Origin of the sequence: Nonomuraea montanisoli (genome assembly GCF_013363975.1) — a bacterium.
GTDB classification, from domain to species: Bacteria; Actinomycetota; Actinomycetes; order Streptosporangiales; family Streptosporangiaceae; genus Nonomuraea; species Nonomuraea montanisoli.
Genome location: NZ_JABWGN010000024.1, coordinates 1 through 21,599 on the forward strand (window position 1 = coordinate 1; position 21,599 = coordinate 21,599).

General features: G+C 74.1%; 22 protein-coding genes. 13 read left to right on the forward strand and 9 right to left on the reverse strand.

Translation table 11 applies throughout. The annotated features are described in order from the left end of the window. The 3 genes from groEL to HTZ77_RS41625 all read left to right on the forward strand — a co-directional run. On the forward strand, nucleotides 1-1,213 hold a 1,213-nt coding region (gene groEL, locus HTZ77_RS41615; RefSeq protein WP_175595305.1), incomplete at its 5' end, for a chaperonin GroEL. A gap of 114 nt (nucleotides 1,214-1,327) precedes the next feature. Beyond that, entirely contained in the window at nucleotides 1,328-1,957 is a 630-nt protein-coding gene (locus HTZ77_RS41620; protein WP_175595306.1) for a TetR/AcrR family transcriptional regulator, read from the forward strand. 230 nt (nucleotides 1,958-2,187) lie between these two features. Then, the gene (locus HTZ77_RS41625; RefSeq protein WP_175595307.1) at nucleotides 2,188-3,561 is read left to right on the forward strand and encodes a phenylacetate--CoA ligase family protein; all 1,374 of its coding nucleotides are present in this window, start codon (nucleotides 2,188-2,190) and stop codon (nucleotides 3,559-3,561) included. Nucleotides 3,562-3,627: 66 nt separating this feature from the next. On the opposite strand, the gene HTZ77_RS41630 is transcribed toward HTZ77_RS41625, so the two are convergent. Continuing rightward, nucleotides 3,628-4,347, reverse strand: a complete 720-nt coding sequence (locus HTZ77_RS41630; RefSeq protein ID WP_175595308.1) for a TetR/AcrR family transcriptional regulator — start codon at nucleotides 4,345-4,347, stop codon at nucleotides 3,628-3,630. 58 nt (nucleotides 4,348-4,405) lie between these two features. Between HTZ77_RS41630 and HTZ77_RS41635 the strand changes: the two genes are divergently transcribed. Further along, nucleotides 4,406-5,023, forward strand: coding sequence for a maleylpyruvate isomerase family mycothiol-dependent enzyme (locus HTZ77_RS41635; RefSeq protein ID WP_175595309.1), 618 nt, complete (start codon nucleotides 4,406-4,408; stop codon nucleotides 5,021-5,023). Nucleotides 5,024-5,106: 83 nt separating this feature from the next. Here the strand turns inward: HTZ77_RS41635 and HTZ77_RS41640 are convergent, their stop codons facing one another. The 6 genes from HTZ77_RS41640 to HTZ77_RS41665 all read right to left on the reverse strand — a co-directional run bounded on the left by HTZ77_RS41640 (nucleotide 5,107) and on the right by HTZ77_RS41665 (nucleotide 11,100). Continuing rightward, entirely contained in the window at nucleotides 5,107-6,519 is a 1,413-nt protein-coding gene (locus tag HTZ77_RS41640; protein WP_175595310.1) for a WGR domain-containing protein, read from the reverse strand. Between the two features lie 79 nt (nucleotides 6,520-6,598). Continuing rightward, complete coding sequence (locus HTZ77_RS41645; protein WP_175595311.1) at nucleotides 6,599-7,225, reverse strand: hypothetical protein; 627 nt, start codon at nucleotides 7,223-7,225, stop codon at nucleotides 6,599-6,601. Beyond that, on the reverse strand, nucleotides 7,219-8,682 hold the full coding sequence (locus tag HTZ77_RS41650) for a hypothetical protein (RefSeq protein ID WP_175595312.1): 1,464 nt from the start codon (nucleotides 8,680-8,682) through the stop codon (nucleotides 7,219-7,221). The genes HTZ77_RS41645 and HTZ77_RS41650 overlap by 7 nt, the downstream gene beginning before the upstream one ends. Nucleotides 8,683-8,834: 152 nt before the next feature. Further along, a complete protein-coding gene (locus HTZ77_RS41655; RefSeq protein WP_175595313.1) occupies nucleotides 8,835-9,692 on the reverse strand; it encodes an ATP-binding cassette domain-containing protein in 858 nt (285 codons plus the stop codon). After that, the gene (locus tag HTZ77_RS41660; protein WP_175595314.1) at nucleotides 9,689-10,513 is read right to left on the reverse strand and encodes a zf-HC2 domain-containing protein; all 825 of its coding nucleotides are present in this window, start codon (nucleotides 10,511-10,513) and stop codon (nucleotides 9,689-9,691) included. The genes HTZ77_RS41655 and HTZ77_RS41660 overlap by 4 nt, the downstream gene beginning before the upstream one ends. Continuing rightward, nucleotides 10,510-11,100: an RNA polymerase sigma factor gene (locus HTZ77_RS41665; protein ID WP_328809078.1), complete on the reverse strand. Its 591-nt coding sequence runs from the start codon at nucleotides 11,098-11,100 to the stop codon at nucleotides 10,510-10,512. The genes HTZ77_RS41660 and HTZ77_RS41665 overlap by 4 nt, the downstream gene beginning before the upstream one ends. A 96-nt stretch (nucleotides 11,101-11,196) precedes the next feature. Between HTZ77_RS41665 and HTZ77_RS41670 the strand changes: the two genes are divergently transcribed. Beyond that, the gene (locus tag HTZ77_RS41670; protein ID WP_175595315.1) at nucleotides 11,197-11,688 is read left to right on the forward strand and encodes a hypothetical protein; all 492 of its coding nucleotides are present in this window, start codon (nucleotides 11,197-11,199) and stop codon (nucleotides 11,686-11,688) included. Next, nucleotides 11,675-12,487, forward strand: coding sequence for an alpha/beta fold hydrolase (locus HTZ77_RS41675; RefSeq protein ID WP_205304621.1), 813 nt, complete (start codon nucleotides 11,675-11,677; stop codon nucleotides 12,485-12,487). The genes HTZ77_RS41670 and HTZ77_RS41675 overlap by 14 nt, the downstream gene beginning before the upstream one ends. Before the next feature lie 73 nt (nucleotides 12,488-12,560). Here the strand turns inward: HTZ77_RS41675 and HTZ77_RS41680 are convergent, their stop codons facing one another. Further along, a complete protein-coding gene (locus tag HTZ77_RS41680; RefSeq protein WP_175595317.1) occupies nucleotides 12,561-13,079 on the reverse strand; it encodes a cupin domain-containing protein in 519 nt (172 codons plus the stop codon). On the opposite strand from HTZ77_RS41680, the gene HTZ77_RS47085 reads away from it, so the two are divergent. Further along, nucleotides 13,078-13,476, forward strand: a complete 399-nt coding sequence (locus HTZ77_RS47085) for a hypothetical protein (RefSeq protein WP_235995971.1) — start codon at nucleotides 13,078-13,080, stop codon at nucleotides 13,474-13,476. The two genes, HTZ77_RS41680 and HTZ77_RS47085, sit on opposite strands and share 2 nt — an antisense overlap. A gap of 28 nt (nucleotides 13,477-13,504) precedes the next feature. After that, nucleotides 13,505-13,903, forward strand: a complete 399-nt coding sequence (locus HTZ77_RS41690; RefSeq protein WP_328809079.1) for a MarR family winged helix-turn-helix transcriptional regulator — start codon at nucleotides 13,505-13,507, stop codon at nucleotides 13,901-13,903. Between the two features lie 48 nt (nucleotides 13,904-13,951). Here the strand turns inward: HTZ77_RS41690 and HTZ77_RS41695 are convergent, their stop codons facing one another. After that, a complete protein-coding gene (locus HTZ77_RS41695; protein WP_175595318.1) occupies nucleotides 13,952-14,596 on the reverse strand; it encodes a GntR family transcriptional regulator in 645 nt (214 codons plus the stop codon). 100 nt (nucleotides 14,597-14,696) lie between these two features. Between HTZ77_RS41695 and HTZ77_RS41700 the strand changes: the two genes are divergently transcribed. From HTZ77_RS41700 to HTZ77_RS41720, 5 genes are read left to right on the forward strand one after another with little or no spacing between them, the layout of a single operon-like run. Beyond that, nucleotides 14,697-16,661 carry a beta-galactosidase gene (locus HTZ77_RS41700; RefSeq protein ID WP_175595319.1) on the forward strand — a complete coding sequence of 655 codons (1,965 nt, stop codon included), beginning with the start codon at nucleotides 14,697-14,699 and terminating at the stop codon, nucleotides 16,659-16,661. After that, nucleotides 16,658-18,001, forward strand: coding sequence for an aminomethyl-transferring glycine dehydrogenase subunit GcvPA (gene gcvPA, locus HTZ77_RS41705; protein WP_175595320.1), 1,344 nt, complete (start codon nucleotides 16,658-16,660; stop codon nucleotides 17,999-18,001). Before HTZ77_RS41700 ends, gcvPA begins: the two co-directional genes overlap by 4 nt. Continuing rightward, nucleotides 17,998-19,539: an aminomethyl-transferring glycine dehydrogenase subunit GcvPB gene (gcvPB, locus tag HTZ77_RS41710; RefSeq protein ID WP_175595321.1), complete on the forward strand. Its 1,542-nt coding sequence runs from the start codon at nucleotides 17,998-18,000 to the stop codon at nucleotides 19,537-19,539. The genes gcvPA and gcvPB overlap by 4 nt, the downstream gene beginning before the upstream one ends. Continuing rightward, entirely contained in the window at nucleotides 19,536-20,825 is a 1,290-nt protein-coding gene (locus HTZ77_RS41715; RefSeq protein WP_175595322.1) for an ATP-NAD kinase family protein, read from the forward strand. The genes gcvPB and HTZ77_RS41715 overlap by 4 nt, the downstream gene beginning before the upstream one ends. Continuing rightward, nucleotides 20,822-21,583 carry an SDR family NAD(P)-dependent oxidoreductase gene (locus tag HTZ77_RS41720; RefSeq protein WP_175595323.1) on the forward strand — a complete coding sequence of 254 codons (762 nt, stop codon included), beginning with the start codon at nucleotides 20,822-20,824 and terminating at the stop codon, nucleotides 21,581-21,583. Before HTZ77_RS41715 ends, HTZ77_RS41720 begins: the two co-directional genes overlap by 4 nt. The last annotated feature ends 16 nt before the right edge of the window (nucleotides 21,584-21,599 follow it).

Genomic DNA, 21,599 nt, shown 5'->3' on the forward strand with positions numbered 1-21,599 from the left:
GGAGACCAAGGAGCAGATCGCCTCCACCGCCTCCATCTCCGCCGCCGACCCCGAGATCGGCTCGCTCATCGCCGAGGCGATGGACAAGGTCGGCAAGGAAGGCGTCATCACCGTCGAGGAGAGCAACGCCTTCGGCCTGGAGCTGGAGCTGACCGAGGGCATGCGCTTCGACAAGGGGTACCTCGCCCCGCACTTCGTGACCGACTCCGACCGGCTCGAAGCGGTCCTGGACGATCCCTACGTCCTCGTCGTCAGCGGCAGGATCGGCGCCAACCGGGATCTGGTGCCGCTGCTCGACCAGGTGGTCCAGGCGGGCGGGTCGTTGCTCGTCATCGCCGAGGACGTCGAGGCGGAGGCCCTGGCCACACTGATCGTCAACAAGCTGAAGGGGGTCCTCCGGTCGGTCGCGGTCAAGGCCCCGGGCTTCGGTGACCGCCGCAAGGCCATGCTCGGCGACATCGCCGTCCTCGCCGGTGGCCAGGTCATCGCCGAGGAGCTGGGCCTGAAGCTGGAGAGCACCACGCTCGACCGGCTCGGCCGCGCCCGCAAGGTCGTGGTGACCAAGGACGAGACCACCATCGTCGACGGCGCCGGCGACCCCGACGCCATCGCGGGTCGCGTCAACGAGATCCGCGCCGAGATCGAGCGCACCGACTCCGACTACGACCGCGAGAAGCTCCAGGAGCGCCTCGCGAAGCTGGCCGGCGGCGTGGCCGTCATCAAGGCCGGCGCCGCGACCGAGGTCGAGCTCAAGGAGCGCAAGCACCGCATCGAGGACGCCGTTCGCAACGCGAAGGCGGCCGTCGAGGAGGGTGTCGTCCCCGGCGGTGGCGTGGCGCTGCTGCAGGCGGGCGCCAAGGCGTTCGACAGGCTGGAGCTCGACGGCGACGAGGCCACCGGTGCCGCGATCGTCCGCAAGGCTCTGGAGGAGCCGCTCAAGCAGATCGCCGTCAACGCGGGGCTTGAGGGCGGCGTGGTCGCCGAGCGGGTCCGCAGTCTGGAGCCCGGCCGGGGGCTCGACGCGGTGACCGGCGCGTACGTGGACCTGTTCGAGGCCGGGATCATCGACCCGGCCAAGGTGACGCGCTCGGCGCTGCGCAACGCCGCCTCCATCGCGGCGCTCTTCCTCACCACCGAGGCCGTCATCGCCGAGAAGCCGGACAAGACCCCGGCCGCCCCCGCCATGCCCGGCGGCGGCGACATGGACTTCTGACCCGCACCCGATCGGGGGCCGGGGCCGTCGACCGGCCCCGGCACTTCGACGAATGTGCCAGCCCATAGATTTTTCCAGTTGCTGGAAGTTTCTAGTGAGCGTATATTCTCGGTCATGGAAGAGACGCGACGCGAGCGCAAGAAGCGGCTGACCCGGCAGCGGATCGCCATGGTGGCCGTCGCGCTGTTCGCGGAGCAGGGGTACGAGGAGACCACGGTGGCGCAGATCGCCGCCGCGGCCGACGTCGACCCCAAGACGTTCTTCAACTACTTCCGCAGCAAGGACGATGTGCTGTTCGCCGACCTGGACCACATCCACGAGCTGCTGCTCGGGGCGATCGTCCGGCGCCACCCGGACGAGGGCCCGGGCGAGGTGCTCGTCCGGATGGTCCAGGACTACGCCGCCCGGCGCCGCCCCGAGGTCACCCCGAAGCGGCCCGAGGAGCTGTCGGCGTGGTCCAGGCTCGTCATGTCCACTCCGGCCCTCCAGGCCAAGGGGCTGTACGTGATGCTCGACCTCCAGCGGCGGATCGCCGAGGCGTTGCTGGAGGCGTTCCCCGGAGAGCTCGACCCGGTCACGGCCGCGGCCATGACCGGGTCCCTGATCGGCGCCATCCAGCAGACGACGCTGGAGAGCGTCCGGCTCGGCCGCACGCAGGACGAGATGTGGGAGGCGTCGCGGCGCGCCGTCGAGGTCGCCGCGCGCGGCCTGCTCTCGGTGCGGCCCTCCGCCGAAGGCCCCTGACGGGAGCTCCCCGACGCGAGTTCCCCGACGCGAGTCTCCTGACGTGCGTTCCCTGACGCGGGTCTCCTGATCCGCGTTCCCTTACGCGAGTTGCCTGATGCGCGTTCCCTGACGCGGGCGCGCGGACCCGCGCGCGCGAACCCCTGACGAGGACGCGACTCCGGCCCCGGCGGCACCCGTGCCGTGCCGGCGTGTCGCGCCCGCGACCCCGGAGAAAGGACCCGTTCATCATGAGCGAAAGCGGCCGGCGGATCGCCCGCGACGCCCGAGAGGCCGTCCGGCAGGGCCCCGAGGAGATCGAGCGGCGCGGGCGCGCGCGGCTGGCCGAGATGGTGGCCCACGCCCGCGCCCGCTCGCCGTACTATCGCGAGCTGTACCAGGGCCTGCCGGAGCGGGTCGACGACCCGGCGCTGCTCCCGGTCACCGACAAGAAGGCGCTGATGGCCCGCTTCGACGACTGGGTCACCGACCGCGAGGTCACGCTGGAGCGGGTCCAGGAGTTCGTGGCCGACCCCGCGCGGGCGGGGGAGGCGTTCCTGGGGCGGTACATGGTGGCCACCACCTCCGGCACCAGCGGGGTGCGCGGCCTGTTCGTGGTGGACGAGCGGTGCATGGCCGTGCACACCGCGCTGGGGTCCCGCGCCGGCGGCGGTCTCGGCGTCCGCGACCTGCTCCGCGTCGCCGCTCGCGGGGGCCGCACCGCGATCGTGACCGCGCCCGGCGGCCATTTCTCCACCGTCGTCTCGGCGGCCTGGTTCCGCAGGGAGAGGCCCCTGAGCGGCCGGATCCTCCGGGTCGTCCCGATCAACCAGCCGCTTCCCGACCTGGTCGCCGAGCTCAACCGCTACAACCCCGCGAGCGTCGCCGGTTTCCTCAGCATGCTCACGCTACTGGCCGCGGAGCAGGAGGCCGGCCGCCTGCGCATCCGTCCCGCGATGATCATGCCGGGCGGCGAGACGGCGACGCCGGAGGCCCTGGAGCGGCTGGGCACCGCGTTCCAGGCCAGGGTCCGGGCCTCGTACGCCGCCACGGAGTGCGGATACCTCAGCTACGGCTGCGCGCACGGCTGGTACCACGTCAACAGCGACTGGGCGCTGGTCGAGCCGGTCGACGCCGACCACCGGCCGGTCCCCGCCGGCCGGCCGTCGCACACGGTCCTGATCAGCAACCTCGCCAACCGGGTCCAGCCCATCCTGCGCTACGACATCGGCGACAGCGTCGTGCTGCGCCCCGACCCGTGCCCGTGCGGCAGCCCGCTGCCCGCCATCCGCGTGCGGGGCCGCGCCGCCGACCTGCTCACCTTCCCCGCCGGCGACGGCGAGCAGGTGAGCGTCTCGCCCATGCTGTTCGGCACCCTGCTGGACCGGGCGCCCGGCGTGGAGCGGTTCCAGATCGTCCAGACCGCACCCACCACCCTGCGCGTCCGCCTGCGGGTCGGCGACGGCGCCGACGCCGACGCCGTGTGGGCGACGGTGCGCGGCGAGATCGCCCACCTGCTCACCGAGCACCGGGCCGGGGACGTCACACTGGAACGGGCCGAGGAGCCGCCGCAGCAGTCGCCGGGCGGCAAGCTCCGCAGGATCATCCCCCTGACCAGGCCCTGACTGACCAGGCCCGGACTGGCCGGACCCTGAGGGCGGCGCCTCGGGGAGCGCATTCCCCGGGACGCGTCAGGGGGGACCGAGCACGGGCGGGGTGATGAGCGCGCGGGCGACGTCGGAGAAGTAGCGCTCGGAAGCGTCCTCCTCGCCCGCGTCCTGCCCGGAGGGGCGCGGTCCTGAGGCGTCCGGCCCGGAGGAGGGCGGTTCTGAGGCGTCCGGCTCGGAGGGGTGCGGCTCGGGGATCGGGCCGATCAGGCCCAGGACGACCCCCTGGCTGAGGCCGATGAGCAGACCCCGCAGGGCCGTGGCCAGGCGCCGCGCCTGGCGCGGGGTGAGCGCGGCCCCGTCGTGGGCGCGGCCGGCGAACAGCGCGGTCAGCCGTTCCTCGTGCGCCCGCACGGAGGCGGCGAACCTGGGCCCCAGCCCGGGGTCGCGCAGCGCCATGTCCTGCATGCTGATCTCGAACGACAGGTGTCGCCGCGCGTCGGGGTCGTCGCAGAGGCGGCGGTAGTGGCGGGCGAACGCGCCGACCGCGTCCGCGAGGCCGAGCCCCGCAGGGACGGCCTGCTCCAGATCCTCGTAGTGCGGGCCGAGATGGTCGGTGAGCAGCGCGATCAGCAGGCCGTCCTTGCTGCCGAACAGCGAGTAGACGGCGCCCGTCGTGAGCCCCGCCAGCTCGGCGATCTCCTCCAGCCTGGCCCGGTGGCCGTCCCTGGCGACGACCTGACGCGCGGATTCCAGCAGCGCCCGCCGGTTGCGCTCCTTGGCCTCCGCCCTTGTTACTCTCATAATCCTATTATTGCCGTAATCTCGTTATGAGATCTCCCTCGACCCCAGGAGCGCCACCATGGACGTCGTCGCCGCCATCGCAGCCGAACGCCGGGAACTGGCGGACCTGCTGGAGGACCTCCCGCCCGAGCTGTGGGAGGCGCCCAGCCTGTGCGCCGGGTGGCGGGTGCGCGAGGTCGCGGCGCACATGTCGCTGGGCTTCCGCCTCTCGCTGCCCAGGATGGCGCTCGAACTCGTCAAGGCGGGCGGCGGCATGAACCGGATGACCGACCGGCGGGCCCGCCTGGACGCCGCCGCCATGTCCACGGCCGACCTGGTCGCCGCGATCCGCGACAACGCGCACCACCCCTGGCGGCCGCCGGTCGGCGGGCTCCCGGCCGCGCTCGGCCACGACGTGGTCCACGGCCTCGACATCACCGTCGCCGCCGGGGTCGATCGCCGGGTCCCCGAGGAGCGCGTACGCCTGCTGCTGGAGCAGGTCACCCCGCGCGGCGCGCGGTTCTTCGGCGCCGACCTGCGCGGCGTGCGGCTGCTCGCCGACGACCTCGACTGGTCCTTCGGCGCCGGCACGCCGGTGACCGGCGCCGCCCAGGACCTCCTGCTCGTCGCCTACGGCCGCAGGCTCCCGCCGGGACGCCTGCGCGGCGAGGCGAGCGACCGCTACGCCGCCGTGTGAGCGACCGCTACGCCGCGGCGAGGCCGGCGACCGCTACGCCGCCGCGTGAGCGACCGCCCTCGTCCGGCCGCGCGGATCGCGGGTCACACGAGGCGGCGGATCTCGCCGTACGCCCGATAGAAGCCGCCGCGGCCGGACGGGCGCACGCCGTCCACGACGTACCGGGCGCCCGCCTCCCGGATCTCCCTGGGGAACTGGACGTTCCACTCCTCGTACCCGGGAGTGGAGACCCGCACCCGCAGCCGGTCGCCTTCCCGCACGCACTCCACCAGTACGCCGCCGCTCGCCTCGGTGGTGGTCTCGACGGCGACCGACGGCTCGACCGGGGCGAGCGTGGCCGCGGCCTTGACGTCCACCGGCTGCGGAACCGTGCCCTCGCGCGCCGCCGCGATGGCCGCCTCACTGGCGTCGATGCAGGCCAGCGTGCCGTCGGTGGTGACGATGTAGAGGCGGTCGTCGAGGAACTGCATGGACAGGGCCGAGCCGCAGCCCGTGCCGAGCTTCCACAGCCGCTCGCCGGAGGCGTCGAAGCAGTAGACCGAGGAGTGGTTGTCGCCGGCGAAGACGTGCCGGCCGTCGGGGGAGGTGGCGCAGGAGTAGACGTAGCCGTCGCACCGGTAGACGGCCTCGGTGCGGCCGTCGCCCTTGGCCAGCCGGTAGACGGCCCTGCCGGCGGTGCCCGCGTACACCGAGTGCCGCTCCTGCCAGCCGAACAGCACGTCGTCGGCCTCCTTGTTCTCCCACACGAGGGAGCCGTCGGAGGCGTCGTAGCGGGCCACGCCGTTGGAGTGTCCGTGGTAGACGGCGTCGTGGTCGCAGCGGACCATCCAGGCGGAGCCGCCGCGGCCGGTGCGCGCCCACTGGAACTCGTCCTCGTAGTCGATCGTGGTGATGCGCCCGTCCCGGTCGGAGACGCCGAGGATGCCGTCGCGGATGTCCAGCCAGTAGATGTCCACGTCGGCGGCGATCTCGTACGCCGAGCGCGGCACCTTGCCGCTGAGGTCGTAGACGCGGCCGTCGTCGCACCCGGCGTAGATCCAGAAGTCGTCGGCGACGATGCACTTGACGCCGTCGGGCAGGCGGAAGCGGTTGGTGACGGCGCCGGAGTGGGCGACGGTGTAGACGTCGCCGCGCTGGTTGCCGACCCAGCAGCGCTCGGCGTCCACGAAGACGCCGAAGGCGGCGGCGCCGCTGGCGAAGCGCCACAGCACCGGCGCCTGCCGGGCGGTGGAGCGGCTGCTGGTGACCGACCGGCGGGTGATCGCCCGGCGCTGACGCACCCCGCGCACGGCCGGCGCGTACCCTTTGCGGGTCTTCTCGCCGATCTTCCTGTCGGCCGCCGCCTGCGCCTTGGCCTCCGTCGGGAAGCCGGTGACCTTCGTCTGGCCGGCCTCGCCGATGCGTCCGTACGTGATCGTCACCTGGGTGCCGGAGGCCGTCACCTCGTAGAACTTGTGCGCGCCGCCGTCGTCCTCCGACAGCTCCAGGTACGTCATGTCCGCTCACTCCACGCTCGGGCTGATCAACTGCCCGGGACACTAGAGCACTGCGGCGACAAATCGTGTTATGTCCAGCTCAACGGGTTTTCCGTGGCCCCTGGCCGGCGACGTCCAGCGCCACCAGCAGCAGCGCCAGGGCCGCCGCCCAGCCGAGGTGCACGCTCTCCCAGGCCGGCTCGCCGGGGTAGAGCCACGGCCAGTACGGCCCGCGCAGGACCAGGGTGACCGAGAACACCGCCACCAGCGCCCCCGTCCCGGCGAGCGCCGCGGTCCTGCCCTCGTACCGGCGCGCGGCGACCGTGGCCGCCAGCAGACCGGCCACGACGCAGGCCGCGGCCTCCACCGCCATCCCCGGGACCCGCAGGACGGCGCCGGCGGGGAGCCGCGCCACCGCGATCGCGCACGCGGCCGACCAGCACGCCCCGGCGGTCAGGGCGCCGGCCGCGTAGCGGATGCGGTGGCGCAGCACGCGGGGGACCGGGCTGGCGGCGGTGCTCGCGGCCATCTCGTCGAGGACGGTGAAGCCGGCGGCGGCGCCCAGCAGCGGTCCGGCCGTCCTGAGCAGGGTGAGGGCGGTGCCGGACCCCAGGGAGGAGCCGGCGTCGATCACGCTGACCAGGAGCACGACCAGCAGGCCGGACAGGAGCAGGGGGATCCAGTCGAGGGCCCGCGTCACCGGCCTGATCAGGCGGATCATCAGCATGGCCGCCCCTTCACGGGTTCGGCGGCGAACTCGGGACGCAGCCCGAGCAGCGGCAGCGCCTCGCCGATGCCGCTGCGCGGGTCCGTCAGGGTGTCCCAGTGCGCCCAGACGCGTTCCCGCGCCGTGGGCGAGGCCAGCAGCCGGCGCGCGTACCCCACCTCGGCGGAGCCGTACCGGACGCCGAGGGGGAAGGGCCCCGCGGCATAGGAGGAGCCGCCGATCTGGACCTGCCGGTCCTGCGGCAGGGTGGGCGGCACGACCTGTCCGAGCAGCCACAGCGCCACGAGCGTGCGCGCCTGGCCGCGCGCGTCGCAGCTCTCCCGCGCCGAGGGGTTCGCCCGCCCCAGCCCCGTGACCTGGTCGATCAGGTCGGCGGCGAGGACCGCGCGGTGGTCGTCGCCGGTGCCGGCGCGGCCCCACACCATGAACGTCCTGACGGAGGCCGCGTCGTGGTCGTCGTACGCGGCCCAGCTCTCGGCCCACTGCCGCACGACCGGCAGGCGGTCGCGCAGGCGCGGGGGCAGCGCCTCCGCGACGGGGCCGGCCGCCGCGACCCACGACGGAATCCACGGCTCGTAGCCCGGGAAGGCGCAGTAGGTGAGCGGGCCGTGCCGCTCGCAGTGCCGGCTCCGCGGCGCCAGGTAGCGCTCGCGCACCCAGGCGGGCAGCCGCTCGGGTCGCGCCTGCCCGGCGGGGAACCGCAGGGTGCTGACCTCGGCGCCGGGCGCCCGTGCGGAGGCGACGGCTCCGGCGGGCACCGCGACCGCCGCGGCGGCCAGCGCCGCGACCAGCCTCGCCGGCCGCCGTCCGTGCCGCAGCAGCGCCAGCGCGCCCATCAGCGCGACCGCCGCCAGCAGGTAGAGCACGTGCAGTCCCGACGGCCGGCCGGGCCAGTCGGGGCCGTGGAACAGCACGACCGGCAGGAACCAGTCGCCGTAGCCGCTCTGGTTGCCGTTCAGGTACGTGAAGGCGCCCACCAGGAACACCGCCAGCGGCGCCGCGACCGCCCACCGGACCCAGCGGGCCAGCACCGCGCCCAGGGCGGCGGCGAACGGCACCGACAGGATCCCGGCCAGCGCCTCGAAGGGGTCCAACGTCCCGGCCGACGGCCCCATGGCCGCGCGGATCGCCAGGTAGAGCGCCATCACCAGGACCGCGATCCCGGTCCCGGCGGCCACGACCGCGGCGGCGGCGGCCGAGGTGCGCGCCGCGGCACGTCCGGGCAGCGCGGCCAGCGCCTGTGGCACGCCCGGGCGACGGTCGCGCGCGACGGCGAGGTGGGCGGTCAGCAGCGCCGCCGCGGCGAGCAGCAGCATGGCCCCCGACATGCTCACCGGGTCGGTCGTCTGGTCGGGCAGCCACTCCCACACGGCCACCAGCCGCAGCGCCAGACAGAGGACGGCCGCGCCCCACAGGAGAGGGCTGCGCAGCGCCCGGCGCAGCTCGAAGGCGAACAACGCCCGTGCGCCCGGCCACCCTCCGACCGGCCCTTTCCCGAGCGGCCACCCTCCGGCCTGCCGTTTCTCGGCCGGCCGCCCTCCGGTCAACCCTTCGTCCGCCCTGTCTCCGGTCTGCCGTTCCCGGGACGGCCGCGCGGGGCGCCGCCCGGTCATGCCACGGCCTTCGCCCGTGCGCCGAGCAGCAGCAGGTAGCCGTCCTCGATGGCGGGCTCGGCCGGCACGGCGCCCGCGGGACGTTCACCGACGACGCGATGCCGCCCCTCGGCCGTCCGCCACCGGAGCACGGCCCCGGCGGGCGGCTCGTCGCAGATCCACACCTTCCCGGCCGCGACCTCGGCCAGGCCGCGCGGGGTCCCGTCGAACACGACGCCGCCGCCGGCCATCACCACCACGTGGTCGCACAGGGCGGCCACGTCCTCGGTCTGGTGGGTGGACAGCAGCACGGTGCGGTCCTCGCCGAGCCGGGAGACCAGGGCGCGGAAGCGCATGCGCTGCTCGGGGTCGAGGCCCACGGTGGGCTCGTCGAGGACGAGCAGCTCCGGGTCGGCGAGCAGCGCCTGCGCCAGGGCCAGGCGCTGCCTCATGCCGCCGGAGAGCGTGCGCACCTTCGCGCGGGCGCGGTCGGTCAGCTCCACTTCTTCCAGCACCCGGCGCACCTGGCGGTGGCGCCGCGCGCGGTCGGTCAGCTCCTTGAGGATCGCGACGTAGTCGAGCAGCTCGAAGACGGTGAAGTGCGGGTAGAAGCCGGGGTCCTGCGGCAGGTAGCCCAGGCGGCGGCGCAGCGCGGTGCGCTGCTCGCGCCGGGCCGGGTCCAGACCCAGGGCGGTGATCCGGCCGCCGTCCGGGGCCAGGGTGGTGGCCAGGCAACGCAGCAGGGTCGTCTTGCCCGCGCCGTTCGGGCCGAGCAGCCCGGTCACGCCGGGCCCGATGCGCAGGCCGGCGTGGTCGAGCACGGTGGTCCGGCCGAAGCGCTTGGTCAGCGCGTGGATCTCCACGGTGGCGTTCACCGGCGTTCTCCCAGGATCAGGCGGCGGTGCCGCAGGCGGATGAGCACGAGCAGGGCGAGGACGGCGCCGCCGTACAGGGGCTGGGACGCCGGATGGAACGGCAGGAACCGGTCATGGAGCGTGCCGTCGCAGACCAGGACCACGGCGAACCACCCGGCGGCGAGCAGCGAGCCCGCGAGGAGCGGCGGCAGGCGGCCCGACAGGGCCAGCAGGGCGAGGCCGAGCGTGAGCGCCGGCAGCAGCCAGGCGGCGCTCAGCCCGAGCGGCCCGGGAAGCAGCAGCGTCGCCGCGCCGGTCAGCGCGAACGCGACGGACAGCACGGCGACGGCCCGCAGCAGGAAGAGCCGCGTCCCGGCCATCGGGGTGGCGGCGTGCAGCTCGTACGCGGGGTCGACAGGACGGCCGTAGGCCAGCGCGATCCCCGCCACCGGCAGCACCGGCGCGACCACCAGGAAGGCCAGCAGGACGTCCGGATCGCCGGCGGTGACCCGGGCCGCGACCACCGCGAACGCCAGCACGGCGGTCACCGCCACCAGCCAGGCGCGGGTCAGGGACGGCGTCGCCGTGAGCAGCCGGGCCGTGTGCTCCGGCACCCCGGCCCGGACCAGGAGCCGCGTGCCGGGTCCCGGCCGCGGCCGGTCCACGACGTCCTCGATCCGCTCCCAGGCCGCCCCCAGCCACTCCTCCTCGTACGGCACGGCCGCGCGGCAGCGGGGGCAGCGGGCGATGTGCGCCTCCACCGACATGACCTGGACGGGATCGAGGCCGCCCGTCGCGTAACGCCGCACCAGGTCGGCGGGCGGATGCCAGACAGCGCTCACGCCAGGAACCCCCTGAGCTGTGCTTTGGCCCGCATGACGCGGGTCTTCACGGTGCCCTCGGGGACGCCGAGGAGGCGGGCGGCCTCGCGCACGGTGAGGCCGTCCAGGACGGTCGCCTGGATGGCGGCCCGCAGGTCGGGGGAGAGCCGGGCCAGCGCCGTGCCGAGATCGCCGTGCTCGACGCCGACCAGGACGGCGTCCTCGGCCGACTCGGTGACCCCGCCCGCCGCGCCGAACCCGTGGTCCGGCAGGCCGCCCGGTTCGGGGATGTTCCCGCTCCTGCGCAGCAGCGAGACGAGCCGGCGGACGGCGATCGTCCACATCCACGCGGCGGCGTCCCCGTGCGCGGGGCGGTAGCGGTGGGCGCCGCGCCAGACGGCCACGAAGGCGTCCTGCAGCGCCTCGTCGACCAGACCGGGGTCGGCGCAGCGGCGGGCCAGCCGGGCCCGCAGCCAGGGCGCGTGCCGCCGGTGCAGGATCTTCAGCGCCTCGGTCCGCTCCGCGGCCACGGCCTGGAGGAGGTCGGCGTCGTCACTGTCGGGCCCGATCGGCGGGGGCTCCCTGCGCCGGGCGAGGAATCGGTGCACATCTCCCTCTATCGCGGCGGAGACGCCGTCCGGTTCCCGGGTCGGGGAGAACGGCTACTTGACGTTCGAGAGCAAGTACTTGCTATCATCTGTCAAGTGACTACGACTGGGGAGCACGTCGCGCTGGCCGGGGAGCTGGCCGCGCTGGTCGAGCGGCGGGTCGTCGATCCGCTGGAGATCCTCTTCGGCGACGGCGACCCCGTCGGCCCGGTTCGCGAGCGCCTGCGGATCGAGGCCGAGGTGTGGGCCGCGCAACTGCTGGGGCCCGACGAGCGGACGGCGGTCCGCGCGGCGGCGCGGCTGATCGCGGCGCTCTACCCCGGCGACGGCCCGTTCGACCCGCCCGACGCGTGGTGGGGCACGGCGTTCGGCAGGGCGGTGGCCCGGCGCGCCGGCCACCCGGGCCGGGACGCGGTGTCGTTCGCCACCGCCGGGGCGATGCTCGGCATCACCCGGCAGGGCGTCCACGACCTCGTCAGACGGGCCAAGCTCGACCGGCACCCCGACGGAGGGGTGACCACCCGATCCATCCAGGAACGACTCAACCGACCTCAGGAGCGCCATGCCGCACGACATGACCATCACTGACCACGAGATCCCCCTCGCCGTGCGCGACCACGGCGGCGACGGCCGGCCGGTGCTCCTCCTCCACGGGCTCGGCGGCACGCTGGACGCCTGGGACGGGTTCGACCTGGGCGGCCGCCGGGCCGTGGCCATGGACCTGCGCGGCCACGGCCGGTCCGGCGACGGGCCGTGGGCGTGGGAGCGCGTGCTGGACGACGTCGAGGCCGTGGTGCGGAGCCTGGACCTCGGCGAGCCGGCGATCGTGGGCCACTCGCTCGGCGGGATGCTCGCCGTCCAGTGGGCCCTGCGCCGTCCCGGCTGCCCGGGCGTGGTGAACCTCGACGGGCTGCGGTCGGCCGAGAACGACCCGGGCGCCTACCCGGGCATGGACCCGGCCGCGCGGGACGAGGAGCTGGCCAAGCTGAAGGCCGTGTTCGACGCGCAGGCCGCGGCCATGGGCGGCCCGCTCCCCGCCGAGGCCCGGGCGATGTTCCCCGCCAGGGCGCTGGTGGAGCGGGACGGGGAGACGTACGCCCGGCCCGGCCCGGAGCTCCTGACGGCGGTGCGGTACGCGCCGGAGTTCCGCGACACGATCCCGCTGCTGCGCCGGGTCGCCTGCCCCGCGCTGGTGGTGATCCCCACGCAGGACCCGCCGGGCATGCCGGGCGGCGAGCTCATGGCGGCCTTCCGGCGAGGGGTGCGGCGCGACCTCGCCGGACTGCCGCCCCACATCCGGGTCGAGGAGGTGGACGCGAGCCACAACATGGTCGCCGAGCGGCCGGACGCGGTCGCCGCGCTCGTGCGCGACTTCCTTCCGGCGTAGCGACTTCCATCCGGCACGGCGGCTTCCTTCCGGCGCGGGTCCTGGGGGAGAGCTCGGGCCCGGGGAGGAGCGCTCAGGCTGTGCGGGTGAAGCCGCCCTGCGGGCCGGTGCCGATGTCGGTGAAGTAACTGTCGTGCTCGACGAAGAACCGGGTGCCTTCCTCGTCGGTGAGCCCGGCCAGTTCGGTGATGCCCTCGAAGCAGCCCTCGCGCGGCGCGCCCGGCGCGAACAGCATGAGCATCGAGGCCGGCTCGCCGGAGTCGTTGCGGAAGGCGTGCAGGCCGCGGACGGGGACGTGGAGGAAGTCGCCCGCGGTGGCTTCGGCCCAGCGTTCGCCGTCGAACAGGCGCATGCGACCGGACAGGATGAAGAACGACTCGGAGATCGTCCGGTGGATGTGCGGGCTCGGCCCGCCGGGGGCGCCGTTCATGTCGACGCGGTACAGGCCGAACTCCCCGTCGGTGGAGGCGGTGGTGGCCAGGTAGTGGTACACGCCGCCGCCCGTGACCAGGTCGGGCGTCGCGGTCGCGGGCCGGAAGGAGGCGTTGATCTCGCCGGTCTCCCCGAAGGAGCGGGGGCTGGGATAGGTCATGACCAGCTCCCCAGGCGGTGATGAAGTCGCGGGTCAGCCCGATGATCCGGGAGGGGTCGGCGAACCAGTCCATGTGGCCCTCGCCCTCGATCTCGACCAGCCGGCTGTCCTTGATGCCGGCGTGCAGCTGCCGGGAGCCGTCGACGGGCACCATCTCGTCGGCGGTGAAGCCGACGACCAGGGTGGGCGCGACGACGCGGGACAGCCGCTCGCGCAGGTCCACCTGGAGGCAGACCTCGATCTGCCTGTCCACGCCCGCGGGCCACGCGTCGTTCTGCGCGGCGGCCGGCCCCTCGTGGCCCCAGCCGTCCAGGACGCGCGGCACGAAGCCCTGCAACGCCATGAACCGCTTGTAGAGGCCGAAATCGGTGGCGCACAGGTCGCGCCCAGAAGGTGAAGTTGAACCGGTCGCGCGGTCCGGTGGTGTGCGCCCACGAGCCGAGCAGTTGCGGGAGTTCTTCGCCCGGCACGGCCTGGAGAAGGGCGAGTGGGACGTCATGGCGCTGCTGCGCCGCTCCGGCGAGCCGTACGAGCTGAGCGCGGGCGCCCTGCTGAAGGAGACCATGGTCACGTCCGGGGCGATCACCAACCGCATCGACCGGATGGAGGCCAAGGGGCTGGTCGAGCGCGTCCGGGACCCCGCCGACCGCCGGTCGGTCATCGTCGGCCTGACGCGGCGCGGCGTGGAGGTGTGCGACGAGGTGATCGCGCTGCACATGGCCGACGAGGCGCGCCTGCTCGCGGCGCTGGGCGAGGGCGACCGCGACGGGCTGGCGGCCCTGCTGCGCCGGGTGCTGGTCGATCTGGGCGACACGTCCCTCTGACGCCCCGGCCGGGCTCGGGCGCGCGCATGGGCCCGGCCGGGGCTCGGGTCAGGAGGCGGGGATGCGGGACATCATGCGCTCCATGCCGTTGACCCAGTTGTCGCGCAACGCCTGGCCGGCCGCGGCCCGGTCGCCGGCCATGAGCAGCTCGGCCACCTGGCAGTGCTCGGCCGCCTCGCGTTCGAGCGGCGTGTCGTCGCCCGCCAGCAGGTGGGCGTAGCGGCGCAGCCCCGCCTTGACGCTGGTGATGAGGTCGATCAGCCGCTCGTTGCGGCAGCCGCTGACGAGCAGGTCGTGCCACTCGTCGTCATGACGCTCTATCACGTGCTGCTCGGCGATCCGGTCGGGGAAGTCGCGCGCCAGCCGCAGCAGCTCGGGCGCGATCTCGCGCAGGTAGGCCGGGTCGGAGCGGTCGAGGGCCAGGGCCTCCAGCCCCGCCACGATCTCGCAGAGCTCCCTGAACTCCTTCCTGCTCACCGGGGCGAACCGGAATCCGCGCCCCTGGGTGCTCTCCAGGACGCCCTCGCCCGCCAACGTGATCAGTGCCTCTCGCAGGGGGGTGCGGCTGACACCCAGCTCGGCCGCCAGCGCGACCTCGTTGATGTCGGTGCCCGCGGCGAAGTCGCCCCGGTCCAGCCTGCCCAGCAGCTCTTCCCGGATCTGCTCGCGCAGCGGTCGCCGGTCGATCGGCATGACGCTCCTTTGGTTTCGGCCGTGCCCAATACTAGCCCTTGACGTGATTCAAAATACTGCACTATGAATTCTGAATACAAAACACAGGAGGGAGTGTCGAGTGGGTCTGACCCGGGTGCCGGGGCTGCTGTACGGCGGCGACTACAACCCCGAGCAGTGGCCTGAGGAGGTCTGGGCCGAGGACGTGCGCCTCATGGCCGAGGCCGGGGTCACCATGGTCACCGTCGCGGTCTTCGCCTGGTCGCGGCTGGAGCCCGAGCCGGGCGCGTACGACTTCGGCTGGCTCGACCGCGTGCTCGGCCTGCTGCACGAGCACGGCATCGCCGCCGACATCGCCACCGCGACCGCCACCCCGCCGCCGTGGCTGGTGCGCCGCCACCCCGAGGTCATGCCGGTCGACGCCGCGGGCACCCGCCTGGAGTTCGGCTCCCGGCAGGGCTACTGCCCCAGCTCGCCGGTCTTCCGCGAGCACGCCGTACGGCTGGCGACCGCCATGGCCGCCCGGTACGGCGACCACCCGGCGCTGGCCCTGTGGCACGTGGGCAACGAGTACGCCGACCACACCCTCGAATGCTTCTGCCCCGAGTCGGCCCGCCACTTCCGGGCCTGGCTCCAGGCCCGTTACGGCACGGTCGACGGGCTCAACGCCGCCTGGGGCACGTCCTGCTGGGGCCAGCACTACACCGGCTTCGACCAGGTCGAGCCGCCCCGCAAGGCCCCCGGACCGGTCAACCCGGCCCAGCTCCTCGACTGGCGGCGCTTCTGCAGCGACGCCCTGCTGGAGCTGTTCACCGCCGAGCGCGACGTGCTGCGCGCCGTCACCCCGGACGTGCCCGTCACCACGAACTTCATGAGCATCCTGCACGGCCTCGACTACTGGGCCTGGGCGGAGGCCGAGGACCTGGTGAGCGACGACGCCTACCCCGACCCGGCCGACCCGTCCTCGCACGTGGCGGTCGCGCTCAGCTACGACCTCATGCGCTCGCTCAAGCGGCGGCCCTGGCTGCTCATGGAGTCCGCGCCGTCGGCCGTGTCGTGGCGCGAGGTCAACGCGCCCAAGCCGCCCGGCATGATGCGCCTGCACAGCCTCCAGGCCGTCGCCCACGGCGCCGACGGGGTGATGTTCTTCCAGTGGCGGCAGGCCAGGTACGGGCCGGAGAAGTTCCACTCGGCGCTGCTGCCGCACGGCGGCACCGCCACGCGCGGCTGGCGCGACACGCTGCGGCTCGGCGCGGACCTGCGGCGCCTCGCGGAGGTCGCCGGCGGCCACGCGCCCGCCGACGTGGCGCTGGTGTTCGGCTGGGACAGCTGGTGGGGCCTGGAGGCGCCCGAGTCGATGCCCTCCGACCGGCTCAAGCTGAAGGACCTGCTGCTGTCCTGGTACGCGCCGCTGCACGCCCGCGGGATCGCCGTCGACCTCGCGCCGCCCGGCGCCGACCTGTCGGGCTACCGCGTGGTGATCGTGCCCAACCTCTACCTGTGCACCGCCGATCAGGCCGAGGCGCTCGCCGCCGTCACCGGGGAGCTGGTCGTCGGCCCGTTCAGCGGCGTGGTCGACCAGGCCGACCAGGTGCACGACGGCGGCGCGCCCGGCCCGCTGCGCGACCTGCTGGGCGTCGCGGTCGAGGAGTTCTGGCCGCTGCCCGACGGCGTCACCCAGCCCCTGCGCCACGCCGGCGGCGACCCGGGCGTGGCCCGTACCTGGGCCGAGTGGCTGCGCCCCGACGAGGGCACCGACGTGCTCGCCCGCTTCGAGGGCGGCGACCTGGACGGGCTGCCCGCGATCACCCGCCGGGCGAACGCCACCTACCTCGGCTGCCTGCCCGCCGACCTGACGCCCCTGCTGGACCGCGTGCTCGCCGGAGTCCCGGCGATCGCCGTGCCCGCCGGGGTGGAGGCGGTCCGGCGGGGCCGGCACCTCTTCCTGCTCAACCACACCACCGACGAGCAGCGCATCACCCTGCCGTACCCCGGCCGGGACCTGCTCACCGACACCGACCTGCGAGGCGACGCCGTCCTCGCCCCGCGCGACGCCGTCGTGCTCAGGATCGAAGGAGACACGTGACGCACCCGTACATCCCGAACGCCGAACCCGGCGTGCGGGCCGAGATGCTCACCGCGATCGGCGCGGAGAGCGTCGAGGAGTTCTACGCCGACATCCCCGCGGACCTGCGCCTGAACCGGCCGCTCGACCTGCCGGCGCCCCTCACCGCCGAGCCCGACCTGGTCCGCCACATGAACGGCCTGCTCGGCCGGACCACCGGCACCGACGAGGCGCTGAGCTTCCTCGGCCACGGCTGCTACCCGCACCACGTGCCCGCCGTCTGCGACGAGGTCAACTCCAGGAGCGAGTTCCTGACCGCGTACGCCGGCGAGCCGTACGAGGACCACGGCCGCTTCCAGGCCCTGTTCGAGTACGTCAGCATGATGGGCGAGCTGCTGGAGATGGACGTCGTCAACGTCCCCACCTACGACGGCTTCCAGGCGGCGGGCACCGCGCTGCGCATGGCCGGCCGCTACACCGGGCGCTCGAAGGTGCTGGTCAGCGAGGCCGTGGCCGCCGACAAGCTGAGCAAGCTGCGCGACTTCCTCGCCCCGGACGTCGAGATCGTGCCCGCCCCCGTGGGCGAGGACGGCCAGACGGCCGTCACCGCGTTCGACGACTCCTACGCCGCGATCTACCTGGAGACGCCGAACGTGTACGGCGTCGTCGAGACGCGCGGCCGGGAGCTGGCCGACCTGGCCCACGCCCACGGCGCCCTGCTCGTCGTCGGCGCCGACCCGATCTCCCTGGGCGTGCTCGCCCCGCCCGCCGCGTACGGCGCCGACATCGCCTGCGGCGACATCCAGTCGCTCGGCATGCACCAGAGCTTCGGCGGCGGCCACGCCGGCTACATCGCCACCCACGACCACGAGCCGCTGGTCGCCGAGTTCCCCTCCCGGCTGTTCGGCATCGCGCCGACGAAGGTGCCCGGCGAGTACGGCTTCGGCGACGTCTTCTACGACCGCACCTCCTTCGCCCACCGCGAGGAGGGCAAGGAATGGGTGGGGACCGCCGCCGCCCTGTGGGGCATCACGGCCGGCGTCTACCTCGCGCTCATGGGCCCGCACGGCATGCGTGAGCTGGGGGAGACGATCCTCGCCCGCACCAGGTACGCGATGGACGCCCTGGCCGGATCTGTTACCGTGCTGCACCCGGACGCGGTCCACTTCCGCGAGTTCGCGGTGGAGGTGCCCTCCAGTGCGGCCTTGCTGGACCGGCTGCGCGAGCGCGGCATCTACGGCGGGGTGCCCCTCGACGACCGCACGGTGCTGGTCTGTGTGACCGAGCGCCACTCCATCGCCGACATCGACCGCCTCGCCGCAGAAATCGCCGAGATCGCCGCCATCCAGGAGACGCTGTGAACACCGCGGAGCCCTTCGCCGAGCTGCCCGTCGCGCCGAAGCCGCCGCTGCGCCGCTTCCACCAGGCCCGCTGGGACGAGCCGATCATCTTCGAGCTGTCCAGGCCGGGCCGTCGCGGCATCGCCGTGCCCGAGCCCGGCGCCCCGCGCGTCGAGCTGCCGGAGTCGGTGCGCCGCGCCGAGCCGCCGAAGCTGCCCGAGCTGGCGCAGCCGCACGTGGTCCGCCACTACCTGCGCCTGTCGCAGGAGAACCTGGGCAACGACCTCAACATCGACGTCGGCCAGGGCACGTGCACCATGAAGTACAGCCCCAAGGTCAACGACCGGTTCGCCGCCGCGGTCGCCGAGCTGCACCCGCTCCAGCACGAGGACACCGTGCAGGGCGTGCTGGAGATCTACTGGCGGCTGGAGCGCATGCTGGCCGAGATCTCCGGCATGTCCCGGGTCTCGCTCCAGCCGGGCTCCGGCTCGGCCGCCATCTACGCGAACGTCGCCATGATCCGCGCCTACCACGCGGCCCGCGGCGAGACCCACCGCGACCAGGTCATCACCACGATGTTCTCCCACCCGTCGAACGCGGCGTGCGCCAAGGTCGCCGGCTTCGAGGTCATCACCCTGATGCCGGACGCCGACGGCCTGCCGGACATCGAGGCGCTGCGCGCGGCCGTCGGGCCCCGCACCGCCGCCCTGATGATCACCAACCCGGAGGACACCGGCATCTTCAACCCGCGCATCCGGGAGTTCGTGGACCTCGTCCACGAGGCGGGCGGCCTGGCCTGCTACGACCAGGCCAACGCCAACGGCATCCTCGGCATCACCCGGGCCCGCGACGCCGGGTTCGACCTGTGCCACTTCAACCTGCACAAGACCTTCTCCACCCCGCACTCCTGCGGCGGGCCCGCGGCCGGAGCGTGCGGCGTGTCGGCCGACCTGGCGCCCTTCCTGCCCGGCCCGGTCGTCGCCTTCGACGGCTCGGCGTACACGCTGGAGACCCCGGAACGTTCCATCGGCAAGGTGCGGCCGTTCCTCGGCGTCACCCAGAACATCGTGCGCGCCTACGCGTGGATCATGTCGCTCGGCGCGGAGGGACTGCGCCAGGTGGCCGAGACGGCCGCGCTCAACAACAACTACCTGATGCGCAAGATCCTCGCCATCCCCGGCGCGTCGGCGCCCTGGGGCACGCGGCGCATCGAGCAGGCGCGCTACTCCTGGCAGGAGCTGTCGGAGGAGACCGGGGTCCACTCCGAGGAGATCGGCGTGCGGGCGTCGGACTTCGGCGTGCACTACTGGACCAGTCACCACCCGTACCTGGTGCCGGAGCCGTTCACGCTGGAGCCCACCGAGTCGTACTCCAAGGAGGACCTCGACGAGTACGCTGCGATCCTCGCCCACGTGGCCGACGAGGCCCGCCGCGATCCCGAGATGGTCAAGGGCGCCCCCTACAACCAGACCGTGCACAAGATCGACCCGTCGCCGCTCGACGACCCCAAGGCGTGGGCGCCCACCTGGCGCGCCTACGTCCGCAAGCACCTGTCATGAGCGCGGGGGTGTCGGTGGGCCTGGTCGTCAACCCGGTCGCCGGGCTGGGCGGGGCGGCGGGCCTGAAGGGCAGCGACGGCGCCGAGGTGCAGCGCGCGGCCCTGGCCCGGGGCGCCACGCCGCGGGCGGGGGAGCGGGCGGCGCGGGCGGTGCGCGCGCTGCTGTCGCGCCGTCCCGGCACGCGCCTGGTCACGGCGCCGGGCCCGATGGGCGAGCACAGCGCCCGCGCCGCCGGCGCCCCGCACACGCTGGTGCGTTCCGTCCCGCCGTCGGAGCCGGGAGCGTCCGGCGTCACGACGGCGGGCGACACGCGGCGGGCCGTCCTGGCCATGGCCGGGGTGGACCTGCTGCTGTTCGCGGGCGGCGACGGGACGGCGCGCGACGTGCTGGACGCGGTCCGCGAGCTGCGCGAGCGCGGCGAGCGCGTCCCGCCCGTGCTGGGGATCCCGGCCGGGGTGAAGGTGTACTCCGGCTGCTTCGCGCTCAGCCCGGCCGCGGCCGGGACGCTCGCCGCCGCGTACATCTCCGGGACGTCCGGCGTCTCCGGGACGTCCGGTGACGGATCGGGCCGGGCGGCGCTCGCCGAGGCCGAGGTGGTGGACCTGGACGAGGACCGCTACCGGCAGGGGCTGGTGAGCCCGGTCCTCTACGGCGCCCTGCGGGTGCCCGCCGCCCCGGCCGCGCTGTCGGGCCGCAAGGCCGGATCCTCCGGGACGGCGCCCGGCACGGTCGAGGGCATCGCCCGGGAGGTCGTCTCCCGGATGCGGCCCGGCGTCCGCCACGTCCTGGGACCCGGCGCCACCACGCGGGCCGTCGGCCGCGAGCTCGGCCTCGCCACCACCCTGCTCGGCGTGGACGTCGTCGAACGCGTCGAACGCGTCGAACGCGTCGAACGCGACGGCGCCGGTGGCCGGTTGGTGGCGGCCGACGTCTCGGAGGCGGAGCTGTCCGGGCTGGTCGAGGGCGGGGAGGCGGTCCTGGTGCTGTCGGTGATCGGCGGGCAGGGCTTCGTGCTCGGCCGCGGCAACCAGCAGGTGTCGCCGCGCGTGCTGCGCGCCGTGCTCGGGGACGCCCCCGGGGACGCGCCGGGCGCGCGGGCCGCCGGGCGGCTGCTCGTCCTGGCCACCCAGCAGAAACTGGCCGCCCTCGGCGGACGCCCGCTGCTGGCCGACAGCGGCGACGAGGACCTCGACCGGATGCTCGCCGGGCACGTCCAGGTGATCACCGGATACCACGAAAGCACGATCTACCGCATCAGTGCGGCAAGTGAGGAGTTGAACGGATGAACGCCCAGCTCGAGGGCAAGGTCGCGATCGTCACCGGCGGTGCCTCCGGCATCGGGCGCGCCACGGCGCTGCTCTTCGCCCAGGAGGGCGCCCGGGTGGTCGTCGCCGACATCGACGGCCCGGGAGCCGAGGCGACGGCCGCGCAGATCGACGCCGTCCGGCCCGGGGCCGCGCTGGCGGTGCGCGCCGACGTGTCGTCCCCCGACGACTGCCGGCGCGTCGTGGAGAGCGCCACCGGCACCTTCGGCGGGCTGCACGTCCTGTTCAACAACGCCGGCATCATCCGCCGCACCACGGCCCTGGACCTCGACGTCGAGGAGTGGGACCGCGTCATGGCGGTCAACGTCCGCTCCGTCTTCCTCATGTGCAAGTACGCCGTCCCGGCGATGACCGAGGGCGGCTCGATCGTCAACACCGGCTCGGGCTGGGGCCTCAAGGGCGGCGGCAACGCCCTGTCCTACTGCGCCTCCAAGGCGGCCGTGGTCAACATGACCCGGGCGCTGGCCATCGACCACGCCCGCGCCGGGATCCGGGTCAACTCCGTCAACCCCGGTGACACCGACACGCCCATGCTGCGCGACGAGGCCCGCCAGCTCGGCGAGGACTGGACCGCGTTCGCGAGCGACGCGGCCGACCGGCCGATGGGCCGCGCCGGAACCCCGGAGGAGATCGCCCGCGCCGTGCTGTTCCTGGCGGGCGACGCCTCCAGCTACGTCACCGGATCCGCTCTCGTCGTCGACGGCGGCGGACTCGCCTGACACCCCCCGAAAGAAA